Annotated in this window: 5 protein-coding genes; 3 read left to right on the forward strand and 2 right to left on the reverse strand. The window is 71.3% G+C overall.

What is annotated here, in order from left to right:
• Positions 1-566: 566 nt before the first annotated feature.
• Positions 567-4826 carry a GAP1-M domain-containing protein gene (locus tag LR394_RS19730; RefSeq protein WP_231444053.1) on the reverse strand — a complete coding sequence of 1420 codons (4260 nt, stop codon included), beginning with the start codon at positions 4824-4826 and terminating at the stop codon, positions 567-569.
• 98 nt (positions 4827-4924) lie between these two features.
• Here LR394_RS19730 and LR394_RS19735 point away from each other — a divergent pair, with 98 nt between their 5' ends.
• Positions 4925-5869, forward strand: coding sequence for a 1,4-dihydroxy-2-naphthoyl-CoA synthase (locus tag LR394_RS19735; RefSeq protein ID WP_231444055.1), 945 nt, complete (start codon positions 4925-4927; stop codon positions 5867-5869).
• Between the two features lie 187 nt (positions 5870-6056).
• Positions 6057-6452 carry a PLD nuclease N-terminal domain-containing protein gene (locus LR394_RS19740; protein WP_231444057.1) on the forward strand — a complete coding sequence of 132 codons (396 nt, stop codon included), beginning with the start codon at positions 6057-6059 and terminating at the stop codon, positions 6450-6452.
• Positions 6453-6489: 37 nt separating this feature from the next.
• On the opposite strand, the gene LR394_RS19745 is transcribed toward LR394_RS19740, so the two are convergent.
• The gene (locus LR394_RS19745; protein ID WP_231444059.1) at positions 6490-7338 is read right to left on the reverse strand and encodes an LLM class F420-dependent oxidoreductase; all 849 of its coding nucleotides are present in this window, start codon (positions 7336-7338) and stop codon (positions 6490-6492) included.
• A gap of 374 nt (positions 7339-7712) precedes the next feature.
• On the opposite strand from LR394_RS19745, the gene LR394_RS19750 reads away from it, so the two are divergent.
• Positions 7713-13898, forward strand: coding sequence for an EAL domain-containing protein (locus LR394_RS19750; RefSeq protein ID WP_231444061.1), 6186 nt, complete (start codon positions 7713-7715; stop codon positions 13896-13898).
• Positions 13899-13901 lie beyond the last annotated feature (3 nt).

A 13901-nucleotide genomic window follows, 5' to 3' on the forward strand; every position in this document is an offset into this window, starting at 1 on the left:
TCTGGATCACGCTATGTCGTATTCGTCGCGCTCCGTGGTGGGCGGCGGGTTAGGTGGACTGGTGGCCCAGGCCCTTCCCACCCCTGTTGCTCCCCGGCGGATCCACGACAACGCGAAAACAAAGTGCCTCTGACAGCACTTTGTTTTCGCGTTCTCCCGAATCGCCCGCACCAGCAGCCGCCCAACGGATCCACGTCCCGTTCGCTGCGATGCACCCGCGCGGCCTAAACCACATCAGTGCTATGTCACAGAGCCCGGCGAACAACTCCGCGCGATGTGTCAAGGTGGTCCATCTGGCACCAGGTGTACACATCGTCGAGGTGTCCGCCGCCCGACCGCTCACGGTCCGGGGCTGTTTGTGCTTGCCCGATGCGGTGGCCACAAACCTTGATCAGGTCAACTCCGCCCCGCAGCAGGCATGGACTTCCAAGCCACGCACCAGGTGGCCCTCGGTGACACGGGCGAGACCAAGCGGGACTGGTAACAGTGTCTACGTGGGATCTGGCCGGGTGTGTCCAGGCTGCTCATCGGGATGCCTTGCGCAGACGACGATCGCAAGCCAGGACCTAGTCGCGGCGGATGACCGAGCGCAGCCAGTTGTGCCAGCCCGGACGGTTGACGGCGCGCTGCGCGCCACGGGGACGACGTAGTTGCGCGTCCTGCTCTTCGGCGGGGGCGGCCGGGGACTCGTCCTCGATCGGGGTTTCTGCAGTCCGGCCTTCTTCGGGGGTCAGGCCGTGGGGCGGGGTCAGGTCTCGCGGCATCACGCCGTGCGGCGGGGTACGGATCGGTGTCGGGCCCGACGGTAGTTCGGGGCGCTGACCTGGGCGGGCTGACGAGATGTAGCCGCCGAAGGCGCGCAGCCGCGAGCGCAGGTCTCGATCCGGGCCGCTTTCGCCCACGATCTTTCCGGGGACGATCTCGGGCTCGTTGGTGCTCAGCGGGAACGGGTCTGCTGCCAAGGTGGCGCCGGGCAAGGCGTTCTCCCAGAACTCGCGCAGTCCCCGGCGGTCCACCGGGCCGACCGCCGCCCGGATCTCCGCATCGACCAGTGCTGCCAGGTGACCGGCCAGCCGGGCTTGCGGGTCGTTCCTGCTTTGGTCCGGTTCGGAATTGGGGCCCGGGCCGATTCCGAACGGACCGGCCGAGGTGGTGCCCTCCGACTCGACCAGTTGACGCAGCACCGGCCCGATCGGCAACGCCGGCAGCCGGGGTACGTCGGTACCGGTGTCCGGCAGCGCCTGAGGCGACAGATCGCCCGGGTGCAGCATGGCCCGGGTGGAGGCGATCACGACCTCACCGGCCAGGCGATGCTTGTTCTGCCGCAGCATGGCTCCGATCGAGGGCAAGGCTGCTTCCAGACCGAGTGGCACCGCTTCGCGCCAAGCACTGCCCACCGGCACCACGGGCAGTCGCGAGCGCAGCATGGTCTCGCGCTGGGCCGGTTCCGCGGCGATCGCCACCGCAAAGGCAGCCACCGCCACCCGGGGCGCGATCAGCCTGCGCTCGGTGCTGTCCAGGCCCGGCCAGGCGCGGTCGGCGAACATCAGCAGTTCGGCGGCGCGCCGGTGCAGCCCTTCGTCCTGCTCCGGCCAGCCCGGCCCGGTGATGGCCAGCAGGTTGAGCAACTGGGCCTGGGCGTCGGTCACCCCGGCCCGGCGCGGGCGCTCACGGCCGGCGGCATCGCGGCGAGGCAGGAAGTCGATGCGCTTGAGCAGAGCCGCGGCCAGCCGGGCGCTGTCCAGGTCGTCCAGCCAGTCGCCCAGATGACGCAGCGCCACCGGAACCAGGTGCGGCGCCAGTTTCTCCGGCGCCGGCTCGGCGATCTGCAGCAACAACGCAGCGCTCCACGGCTCCCCCGCCGCCAGCCGATCGAAGATGCCGGCGACCAGCGGCTCCGGGTCGGCCTGGGGATTGGTGTCGACGGCAGTGCGCAGCAGATGCCGCACGGCCGGCCCCCGCAACCGTGGGTCTCCGACGATCCGGCCGGTGGCGCAGGCAACGGCCACCTCCAGCGCCACCCGGTCCGGGCCCCAGCCCAGATCGGCGGCGGCCAGTTCTTCGGGACGCAGTCGGGCCAGACGGTCTGCATCCACCGCGGGAGCGACTAAGGCCAGAACTGCCGCGGGAAGACGTTCGCCGGGAAGTACCCGGGAATGCAGCCAGCCGTCCGGGGCGTACCCGGTCTCGGCCAGGTGCGGAACGATCCAACGAACGAGCGCGGCCGGGTCGAGCGGTCCGGCCAGTTCCGCGATCCGGGCCCCTAGTTCGACGGGCCCGTCGTACGCGTCGAACGGGTCACCGGGGTTGGTTGCGCCCGTGGGATTGAGCCCGCCGGTGGGGTTGTGGGCGCCCGTGGGGTTGTGGGCACCTGCGGGGTGATAGACACCCGTGGGATTGAGCCCGCCGGTGGGATTGTGGGCGCCCGACGGGCTGTGGATGTCCGTGGGGCCGTGGGCATCCGACGAGGTGTGGGCGCCCCTGGGGTCATGGACGTCCCTGGGGTCGTGGGCACCCGTGGGGTTGTAGGCGCCTGCGGAGTGATGGACGCCCGTGGGATTGAGCCCGCCGGTGGGATTGTGGGCGCCCGACGGGCTGTGGATGTCCGTGGGGCCGTGGGCATCCGACGAGGTGTGGACGTCCCTGGGGTCGTGGGCACCCGTGGGGGTGTGAGCGTCCGTGGGGTTGTGAGCGTCCGTGGGGTTGTGAGCGCCGTGGCCGCTCAGTGCATTGCGGGCGCCGAAGGTGTCGGGCGCGCCGGGAGTTCCGCGCTCAGGAGGGGTGTCATGGCCGCTGGGGGCGACGTGAGGGCTGCGGGGTTCACGGGTATCTGGTGCGTCGTGGGTGATGGGACGCACGGTTGAGGGGCCCGTGGGACGCGAAGGCGAGGCGTCCGCGGGGTGCGAAGGCGAGCCGTCCGCGGAGTGTGAAGGTGAGACGTCCGTCGGGTGCGAAGACGAGGTGTCCGCGGGGTGTGATGGCGAGACGTTCGCAGGGTGTGATGGCGAGGCGCTCGTCGGGTGCGAAGGGGAGGCGCCCGCGGAATGTGAACGTGAGACGTCCGTGGAGTGTGATGGCGCGGCGCCCGCGGAGGGTGAAGGCGGGGTGGTGGCGGGATGGTCGGTGCTGCCGCGGTCGTCCTCTGGCCTTGGGGCATTCTCGGGATTCTTCGGCGTGCGGGCACCCGCGACTCGGCGCGCGTGGAAGGCACTGCCGGGGGTGTTCGCTGTACCGAACGCGCGGGAGGCTCCGGGCGCCAGGGGCTCTTCCGGAACGCCCGGCCAGCCTGATCCGGAGGAACGTTCATCGGCTCCCGGCCGGGCGGGGGCGATCTGGTTCGGCGAGATCTGCGGGGACGGCTCAACAACAGTTCTGGACACCAGCATGCGAGCCGCTCGGTCGGCCAGGAGTTCCAGGCCGGCGGCGGCCAGGTCGGGGCCGTGGACCAGGCGAGCGGTGCGGTGGGCGAAGTCGATGGCCCGGAGCAGGAGCACGCCGTGGCGGACGTCTGCTTCTCCGCCTGCGGCCGGGCGGGCCAGGCGGTCGGTGAGTTTGGCCAGGGGCGCGCGCAGGCGGCTGGCCAGACCGGGGTCGAAGCGGATGGTCTCGGGCAGGGGCGGGGCCTGGCGCAGGAGCCAGTCGTCGTCTTCCAGGGCCAGGTAGAGGTAGCTCTCGAACGCGGCCTGGACCAGGGCCGGGCGGGGTGGGTCGGACTGGCGGGCGGCGACCAGCCGGGTCCAGGCCTGCTCGGCGTTGTCCACCGTGGCGGCGACCAGCGCGGCCAGGGCAGCGGCAAGGTCGTCGGACAACTGCAGGCTCAGCGGGGTGTCGCGCAGGATGATGCGGGTGGCCGTGGGCAGGGCCAGCGGAAGGCCCGGGGTAAGGGCGACGGCCGCGGCCAGGAACCAGGCGGCGCCCTGGATGTCGGGGCTGACGTCGGAAGCCGCGGTCCGACCGCCCGGCCACCAGTCTCCGCGCGGGCCGCCGGTGGGCGGGGTGGACAGGCTGATCTCGTCGAGCCGGCGCAGGCAGCGCTCCAGGGCGCCGGATTCTTCGCAGACCGCGTCCAGGGCCAGGCGGGACCAGTCGGTGACCTGCACGCTCTGGCCCAGGTGGGTACGGCGGTGCGCCGGGCCGCCGGAGGCGACGAGGGTGGCCTCGACCCGCGGGTCCACCAGCACCACCGGCATCTGCTGGCCGCGGGGCAGAGTACGGGCCGAGTCCAGATCCGAATCGAGGATGACGCTGACCGTGGGGGTACGCCAGCCTTCCGGGTCGTCCTCCTGCAGGGCGGCCGAGATCAGGTCGCCTTCCCCGCCGGCCTCCGCGCTCGCCCGGGCCAGCACGTCGGTGAGGCGCTCGTAACTGGAGAAAGAGATGCGCAGGCTCACCGGGGGTGGAGCCAGAAAGCTGACCAAACCGATCCACCGCACCCCGACGTCTACCGTTGGGGCCGCCAGCACCACCGGGGGGCCGCCGGAGATCGCCGCCGCCACCGCGTCCATCAGCAGTCCGAGGGCGCCGAGCCGGAAGTCGGGGCCACCGACGAAGTCGACCACCTGAGCCCGGTCGACCGCATGGCCACCGGGCAGCGCTACTGGCGCCCCCTCGTCCTCAAGCGAGATCAGGGAGCCGAACATCTGGGCGTACCGCACCACCGGAGCACTCGGCGGGCGCAGCCACTGACGCGCACCCCACAACTCGACCGGGCGGACGAAACCGGGGGCCTGCGAGCGGCTCACCGCGTCGGGGTCGACCAGGACATGGCTGTGGGAGCGGTCCTGGTAGTACCAGACCGCGTCCTGCCCACGGAGGGTGAACCTCATCCGTGGATCGCGAACCACCTGACCATCACCCCCGCCCTGGGGCTCGCTCCGCGGGGGCCGGGCCGGTTCGCGAGGCCGGCCAGCCTATTCTTCGGTGGGTGACGACTCCCCACCGCGAGACCGTTTCCGAGATCTTCGATCCGCAGTCGTGGGAGTCGGTTCCCGATTACGACTTTACCGACATCACCTATCACAGATGTACCCGTTCTGGGCCCGCAGGCCGGACGGTGCGCATCGCCTTCGACCGCCCCGAGGTCCGTAACGCCTTCCGTCCGCACACCGTGGACGAGCTCTACCAGGCCCTCGACCACGCCCGACGTACCCCTGACGTGGGCACGGTGCTGCTCACCGGCAACGGCCCCAGCGCCAAGGACGGGGGTTGGGCCTTCTGCTCCGGCGGGGACCAGCGGATCCGGGGACGCTCGGGGTACCAGTACGCGGAAGGTGAGACTGCCGACACGGTGGACGACGCCCGGACCAAGGTGGAGGGCGGCCGGCTGCACATCCTGGAGGTGCAGCGCCTGATCCGGACCATGCCCAAGGTGGTGATCGCCGTGGTCAACGGCTGGGCCGCCGGGGGCGGGCACAGCCTGCACGTGGTCTGCGACCTGACCGTGGCCAGCCGGCAGCACGCCCGGTTCAAGCAGACAGATGCGGACGTGGGCTCGTTCGACGCCGGCTACGGCTCCGCCTACCTGGCCAAGATGGTGGGGCAGAAGAACGCCCGGGAGATCTTCTTCCTGGGCCGGGCCTACGACGCCGAGGCGATGCAGCGGATGGGCGCGGTGAACGAGGTCGCCGACCACGCCGAGCTGGAGAACGCGGCGCTGCAGATGGCGGCGGAGATCAACGGCAAGAGCCCGACTGCGCAGCGGATGCTGAAATTCGCGTTCAACCTCACCGACGACGGCCTGATGGGCCAGCAGGTGTTCGCCGGCGAGGCGACCCGGCTGGCCTACATGACCGACGAGGCGGTGGAGGGCCGCGACGCGTTCCTGCAGAAGCGTGATCCGGACTGGAGCCCGTACCCCTACTACTACTGATCGCCGCGCCCTCCGGCGGATTACCGGCCTACTCTCAGGCCGTCGCCGGTCACATCGGGCAGCCGACGTGGCAGGCTTGGTGGGGACGGATTTCTCCCGGTCCGGTTCGAGCAGCAGTGACCCGGCCGAGGGATGCCATGCGCCTGGTGCGCCGGTATCGGAAACCGACTGAAGGGGGAGCGCCGACGTGTTGCTGACCGCCTTGCCCGCGTTGCTCTACATCGGCCTGATCGTCTACTCGGTGTTCGACGCCCTGCAGACTCCGGCCGAGGAGCTCTACCGCCTGACCCGCGGCCAGTGGATCGCCGTGATCCTGGTGATCCCGCTCTTCGGGGCGGTGCTGTGGCTGCTGGCCTCCGGGCCGCGGCGGGGCCGGCACGAGCACGCCCCCGGGCATCCGGCGGGCACCGGCTGGGCCGCCCAGGGGATGACCCAGTACCCGGTCGGCCCGGACGACGACCCGGAGTTCATCGCCGGGCTGGGCCGGGCCCAGCGCAAGCGCACGCTCACCCAGCCGGACGAGCAGCCCGGGCCGGAGAAGAAGCAGACCTCGGACGAAGAACCGGGCGAGAGCGAGAAGTGAGAAGAGGGCGGCCCGTCGCGGCCGCCCTCTTCCGACGTCACAGCAACTGGTCGGCGATGATCCGCAGCTCGTCCAGCGCGCTGCGCCCGGGCCGCGGGATCGGCTGTACGCAGACGTGGTCGGCGCCTGCCGCGCGGTGCTCGCGCACCCGGTCCAGGGCGTCCGGGCCCCAGCCGAACAACGCGTCGATCAGCCGGTCGCTGCCGCCGTCGGCGAAGTCCGGCTCCTCGAAGCCCAGCCGCCGCCAGGCGTTCACGTAGTTGGGCAGGCCCAGATACATCTTCAGGACGGCGCGGGCCAGACCTCGGGCCTCGTCCGGTTCCTCGCTCAGCACCACCTTCTGCTCCGGGATCAGCAGACGGTCCGGGCCGAGGGCCTGGCGGGCGATCCGGGTGTGCTCCGGAGTGGTCAGGTAGGGCAGGGCCCCGGCCGACCGGTCGCGGGCCAGCTCCAGGGCCTTCGGCCCCAGCGCCGCGAGCGCCCGGTTGGGCACCGGAACGATTCCGTCCAGCACGTCGAGGTAGGCGGCCAGCTTGGCCAGAGGTTTGGCGTACTGGCCCTGGTTGAACTCGGTCTGCGGGTGGTGCCCCACACCCAGGCCGAGGACGAACCGGTTACCGAAGCGCTCGGCCACCCGGGTGTACGCCCGGCCCACCTCCTCGGCCGGATCCCGCCAGATGTTGGCGATCGACGTGCCCACCACCAGGCGCTCGCTGCCGGACAGCAGGCGCTCGATCACGCTCAGGTCCGAGCCCCACGAACCGCCCAGCCAGAGCGACGGGAAGCCCAGCTTCTGCAGCTCGGCGGCGAACTCGTTCTCTCGCCCTTGGTAGTCGGCGAAGGCGGAGGTGCCGAGCCAGACGCCGTACGGGGCGTTGTCGGCCAACGGGATACTTTCGTCTGTTCGATTCGCATCTAACATTTGTCCAGCCTAGGCCGCTGCGCCATTGAAACCACTTGAGGACGCTCGACCGGGTCAGTCGTGTCGGTCGCCGATCCCGGGCCCTGGGTTTCGGTCAGAGTGCTTCCACTGCGGCTGGGCGGGCAACCTGGGAAGAGTGGCCGAACCGAGGGGTCAGGCATGCGCCGAAGCCAGGAAAGTTCCGAAGGTTCCTGCCCCGAAGGTGGGGCTTGGGACTTTGGTGCGGCGATCGTCCCTAGTTGGAGAACCTGACCGTAGGCACAAACCCAGGCACCGACGTCAAGGCCGCCCCCTCTTCTGGCGATACCCCGAGCAACGGGGATTGCGAGGCGCCAGGAATGACGAACACGGAACCGGGGAACGGGAACGAGACCCGGGCCGAGAACACGGTTCCAGGACAGCGGCCGGCGGACGTCACCGCCGGTGCGGCCGGCCTGGCCCCGGGCGAGGTGCTGATCCACGACGACCAGTTCGGGCGGATCACCCGGATCGGCAGCGGCGAGGAAGCGCTGATCCGCCGGGAGATGCGCGGACCCAACGCCTCGGCGCGGGCCCGGCACGCGGCGGCGGTGATGGAGCGGCTGCGCGGGATCACCGGGGTGCCCCAGCTGGTCGACGGGGTGACCGGGCCGATCTACCACGTGAAGGCGTTTCGCGGTAACTCGCTGCGCAAGCTCATGCTCAGCCAGACCTGGCACCTGGACCTGCCGGCGCTGGTCGACGTGGCGGTGGACCTGGCCGCCCTGATCACCCAGATCCACGCCCGCGGGGTGGTGCACCACGACCTCAGCCCCGACACGATTTTGCTCGTTGTGCCCCAGAACCGGCCGATGATCGTGAATTTCGACCGGGCGACCCTCTTTTCCGGGGAACAGCCGGGCTACTCGCACACCAATTCGATCGTGCACCGACTGGCCTACCTGGCCCCGGAACAGACCGGGCGCACCGCCCAGCCGGTGGATCAGCGAGCCGACCTCTACGCCCTCGGCGTGGTGCTCTACGAGTTGTGCACCGGCGATCCACCTTTCGGGCGGGGCGAGAACGACGCACTCAGCCTGATGCGCGACCAGCTGGCCCGGATGCCCACTCCGGTGAGCCTGGTGAATCCGGCTTTTCCCCGGCCGTTCTCGGACATCCTGACCAAGCTGCTGGAGAAGGAGCCGGGGCGGCGTTACCAGAGCGCGGCCGGACTGCTGCACGACCTGAAGCGGCTGCGGCAGGAGATGGTGAAGGCGGGTGGCGGGCACGGCGGGCGGCAACTGGCCAAGATCGGCTCGTTCCTGCTGGGCGATCAGGACTTTCCGCATCAGCTCACCGGCCCCTCGCGGCTGTTCGCCCGGGATGCCGAGATTCAGCGTCTGCGTGAGGCTTTCGCCCAGGTCTGCGCGGGCGGCGCGAGCGGGATCCTGGTGGGTGGCCGCGCCGGCGTGGGTAAGACGGCGCTGATCGACCAGCTGCGCCCGACCGTGGCCGCTTCCGGCGGCTGGTTCATCTCCGGCACGTTCGACGTGGCGGACTCCGACCTACGCTCGGACGCAGTGGTCGAGGCCCTGGGTGCGCTCGGCCGGATGCTGCTGGCCGAGCCGGACCATGCCCTGGTGGAACAGCGAAAGCGGTTGCGCAGCATGCTCGGCGGCAATGCCTCGCTGATCGCCGGGCTGGTGCCGGACCTGGCGCCGGTGCTCGGGGTGGCCGGGGACCCGCCGGTGGGTGATCCGCTGGAGGTGCAGAGCCGGGTACGCCAGGGCGCGCTGGACGTGCTGCGGGCCACCGCCTCCCGCCAGCGGCCGGTGGTGATGGTGCTGGACTCGCTGCAGTGGGCCGCGCCGTTCCCGCTCGGCCTGGTGGACGCGGTGCTGACCGGCAGCGACATCGACGGCCTGTTGCTGGTCGGGGCGTTTCGCGACGACCAGGTCGGGCCGGAGCACCCGATCAGTGCCCTGCTGCCGCGCTGGAGCCGGCTCGGGCTCTGGCCTCCGGTGGTCCGGCTGGACAACCTGGCCCGGGACGACCTGGCCGAGATGCTGGGCGAGATGCTCCGGCTGGACCGGCGGGAATCGGCGCGGCTGGCCGACGTGGTCGGGGCCCGGACCCGGGGCAACCCGTACGAGACGATCGAACTGCTGAACGCGCTGCGGGCCGAGGGTTCGCTGCGGCTCGGGGAGGCGGGCTGGACCTGGGACGCCGCGACGATCCGGGGCCGGCTGGTCGGCGAGAAGAGCGCCGGGGACCTGCTGGCGACCCAGTTGCGGCGGCTGCCCGACCCGACCGTGGCGGTGCTGGAGGTACTGGCCGGGCTGGGGCAGAAGTGCGCTCCGGCCACTCTGGCCCGGGCGGCCGGGATGCCGGTGGAGGAGCTGGAGGAACGGCTGGAACCGGCCCTCACCGACGGGCTGGTGGTGACCACCACCGGCGACCCGGAGGGGCATTCGATGATCCGGTTCCGGCACGAGCGCAGCCGTCAGCTGGTGCGGACCCGGCTCGGGGTGGAGGCCGAGCGGCTGCTGCACCTGACCATCGCGCACCGGCTGGCCGACGATCCGCGGCATCTGACCACCGCCGCCGCGCAGTACGTGGCGGCGTTGTCGGAACTGGTGGAGCCCAATGAGAGACGTCGGGCGGCCGATCTGCTGGAACGCGCCGGATCGGCGATCCGGGTGACGAATCCGGTCACCGCCGAACGGTTTTACGCGGCGGGGCGGGAACTGCTGAGCGGTACCGAGAACCCGGAAGACGACGAGCTGCGGCTGAAGCTCGACCTGGAGCGCCACCGCACGGTCTACGGTCTGGGTGAGCTGGACCTGATGGATGCGCTGTTCGAGGCGCTGAACCAGCGCTGCGACGACCCGGTCCGGCTGAACGAGGCGACCTGCCTGCAGATCTCGGCCGACATCAACCGGGGACGAGTGGCCGAGGCGCTGGCGCTGGGCCGTCGGCAGATGGAACGGCTGGGCAGCCCGATCCCACCGACCGAGGAGCTGTCCGGCATCGTCGAGGCCGGGATGCCGGCCTTCGGCGCCTGGGCCCGGGAGAACGACCTGACCGGCGACCTGGGCCGGCCGGAGGTGACCGACCCGCTGGTCCGGGCCCGGGCCGCGGTGATCCGCCGGCTCAACCCGGCCGCCTATTTCGTGGACCACGACCTGCTCGGCTGGCTGGTCCTGACCAGCTACCGGATGTGGGCCGAGCACGGCCCGCAACGCCAGCTGGTGGAGGCGCTCTCGCACGGGGCGCTGCTGACGATCGGCCGTGACCAGGACTACCGGACCGGCTACCAGGTGGTCAACCGGGTGCTGGCGACCAGCGCCGAGCGCGGCTACGAGCCCGAGACCTCGCACGCCCGCTTCCTTTCCGGTTCCACCGCGCGGCCCTGGTTCGAGCCGCTGGAGGCCGCGATCGCCGACCTGCAGCAGGCCGAGTCGGGGCTGCTGCGCGGCGGGGAACCGCAGACCGCAGCGTTCAGTTACGGCTCGCTGTGCGCCTCGATGCTCGACTTCAGCCCGGACCTGAGCGGTCTGCTGAACACCGTGGACCAGGGCCTGGCGCTGGCCGGCCGGATGGGCAACGACGCGGCCCGGCAGATGATCGTCTCCTACCACGAGTTCGTCTGGGCCCTGCAGGGCAACCAGGCGCCGGACCTGAGCACCGAGACCCCGCTGGTGGTCCCGGCCGCAGTGGTGAACCACCACATCACCTGGGCGTTGCTGGCCGCGATCCTGGACGACGAGGAGGCGCTGCAGGCCCACCTGGACGAGGTGATGCCGCGGTTCGCCTACGTGGAGAGCCTGTACAGCGGTTCGCAGGCGCATCTGCTGAACGCGCTGCGGCTGGCCCGCAAGGGCGATCCGGCGGTGGCCGAGAGCCGGGACTGGCTGGCCCGCCGGGCCGAGGACCTGCCGGCCTCGTTCGCCCACCTGGTGTCCTGGATCGACGCCGAAGTGGCCTGGGCCGCAGGCGATCCGCAGACCGCGATGAAGCACTTCGACGACGCGATCCTGCACACCCCCGCGCTGCGCGGCTGGCACCGGGCCATGGTCACCGAGCGGGCCGGGAAGTTCCGGCTCTCGCAGGGACACGAGTACGGCGCCCGGGGCATGCTCACCCTGGCCCTGGACTCCTACCTGAGCTGGGGCGCGGCGCTGAAGGTCGAGCAGTTGCGGCAGCAGTACCCGTTCCTGCGGGTGGGGACCGCCAAGCCGGAGCTGCACTACCGGGCGGAAGCCGGCCCGCCGGCGCCCGACGACCAGGACGCGGTCGACCTGCTCGCGGTGCTGACCGCCTCGCAGGCGATCGGCAAGGAGACCGGTTTCGACCAGCTGCACGCCCGGGTGGTCGAGGTGCTCACCGCGATGACCGGAGCCACCGACGTCACCGTGCTGCTGCGGGACGAGGCCGGGGGCTGGACGGTGCCCGGCCGCAGCACCGAGAACGCCTTCCCGGTCTCGGCCTTCCGCTACGCCGAGCGCACCGGCGAGCCGCTGCTGGTCGCCGACGCCACCCAGGACGACCGGTTCAGTGCCGACGAGTACCTCAGCAGCCTGCCCTGCTGCGCCCTGATGGTGGTGCCGATCCGCGCCCAGGGCGAGACCACGCTGGTCCTGGTGCTGGAGAACCACCTGCACCGCAACGCCTTCTCGCCCGACCGGCTGGACGCGGTCCGGCTGGTGGCCGGGCAGCTGGCCGTCTCGTTCGAGAACGCCCTGGCCCGCCGCCGGACCGAGGACGAGGCCCGACAGCGGGAGAAGCTGCTGGAGACCGTCCGCCAGCGCGAGCGTCTGCTGGAGACCCTGCTGGCGATCCAGCGCGACATCTCGCACCGGGTGCCGCTGCAGCTGGTGATGGACGCGGTCACCGAGGGCGCCTCCGGCATGCTCGAGGGCGCGTTCGTGGCCCTGGTGCTGCTGGACCCGCAGGGCAGCGACCGGCCGAACATCCCCTCGGTGAGCGGGCACCGGGCCGGTTCCGAGACCGACGAGGCGGTGCTGCGGATGGCCGGGGCCGCGGTGGCCGCCGACGAGCTGGTGGCCGCCCAGGCCGACGGCGAGGACACCACCGGTTCGGTCACCCTGATCGCCGCGCCGGTGCACGTCAGCGGGCGGATCATCGGCAGCCTGGTGACCAGTGCCCCGGAGCGGCTGGGGGCCGAGGACTGGCGGCAGGACCTGCTGGGCGCCTTCGCCGAGCAGGTCAGCCTGGCCCTGAACGACGCCAGCACGCTGGAGGCGATCCGGGAGGCCTCGTACGACTCACTCACCGGGCTGGCCAACCGTTCGCTGTTCCTGGACCGGCTGAAGCAGGCGCTCTCCGCAGATGGGATTCACGAGACCCAGAGCATCGAGGTGAGCGTGCTGTTCATCGACCTCGACCGGTTCAAGGCGGTGAACGACACGCTGGGGCACGGCGCCGGCGACGAGCTGCTGGCCGAGGTGGCCCGCCGGCTGCGTGAGTGCATCCGGGACTCCGACACCGTGGCCCGGCTCGGCGGGGACGAGTTCGCGGTGCTGATGGAGGGCACCAAGGGCCCGGCCCCGGCGCTGCGCGCGGCCGAGCGGGTGATGGCGGCGCTGACCCGGCCGATCCGGCTGGGCGGGCGGGACATCTTCGTCTCGGCCAGCGTCGGGGTGGCCAACGGGGCGGCGGCCCAGCACGAGACCGGGGAGCTGCTGCGCCAGGCCGACCTGGCGATGTACCAGGCGAAGAAGGCCGGTTCGCGGCGGGCGGTGGTGTTCGAGCCGCAGATGCAGGCGGACGCCCGGGACCGGCTGGAGCTGCAGGGCGACCTGCGGCGGGCGCTCTCGGAAGGGCAGTTCGAGCTGGTCTACCAGCCCCTGATGGACCTGCCGGGCCGCCGGCCGCTCGGGGTGGAGACGCTGATCCGCTGGCGGCACCCGGAGCGCGGGATGATCTCGCCGGCCTTGTTCGTGCCGATCGCCGAGGAGACCGGCGCGGTGATCGAGATGGGCCGCTGGGTGCTGGTCCAGAGCTGCCGGCAGGTGGCTGCCTGGCGCCGTGGGGGCTGGCCCGACCTGGGGCTGAACATCAACGTCTCGGCCCGGCAGCTGTCCGACGGGGTGCTCGCCCAGGAGGTGATCAGCACCTTGGCCGAGACCGGGCTGCCGGCCTCGGCGCTGACCCTCGAGCTGACCGAGACGGTGCTGATGGAGGATCCGGAAGGGATCACCGCACAGTTGTCGGAGCTGCGCCGGCTCGGCGTGCAGGTCGGGATCGACGACTTCGGTACCGGCTACTCCTCGCTGTCCTACCTGCGGCGTTTCCCGGTGGACAAGCTGAAGATCGACAAGTCGTTCATCGACAACATCGAGACCGTCGAGGAGGACCTGGCGATCGTGCGCACGGTGGTGGACCTGGCCCGGATCCTGTCGCTGGAGACCACCGCCGAGGGGATCGAGAGCCCGGCCCAGGCCGACCTGCTGCGCGACGTCGGCTGCGAGGTCGGCCAGGGCTACTACTTCGCCCGGCCGCTGCCCCCGGAGGAGATCCCCGGGTTCCTGTCCAGGTTCTAGGTT

Origin of the sequence: Kineosporia babensis (assembly GCF_021129305.1) — a bacterium.
GTDB classification, from domain to species: Bacteria; Actinomycetota; Actinomycetes; order Actinomycetales; family Kineosporiaceae; genus Kineosporia; species Kineosporia babensis.

Coding starts and splice junctions, on each gene's coding strand:
- LR394_RS19730 (WP_231444053.1), bottom strand. CDS start 4,826: ATGAGGTTCACCCTCCGTGGGCAGGACGCGGTCTGGTACTACCAGGAC.
- LR394_RS19750 (WP_231444061.1), top strand. CDS start 7,713: ATGACGAACACGGAACCGGGGAACGGGAACGAGACCCGGGCCGAGAAC.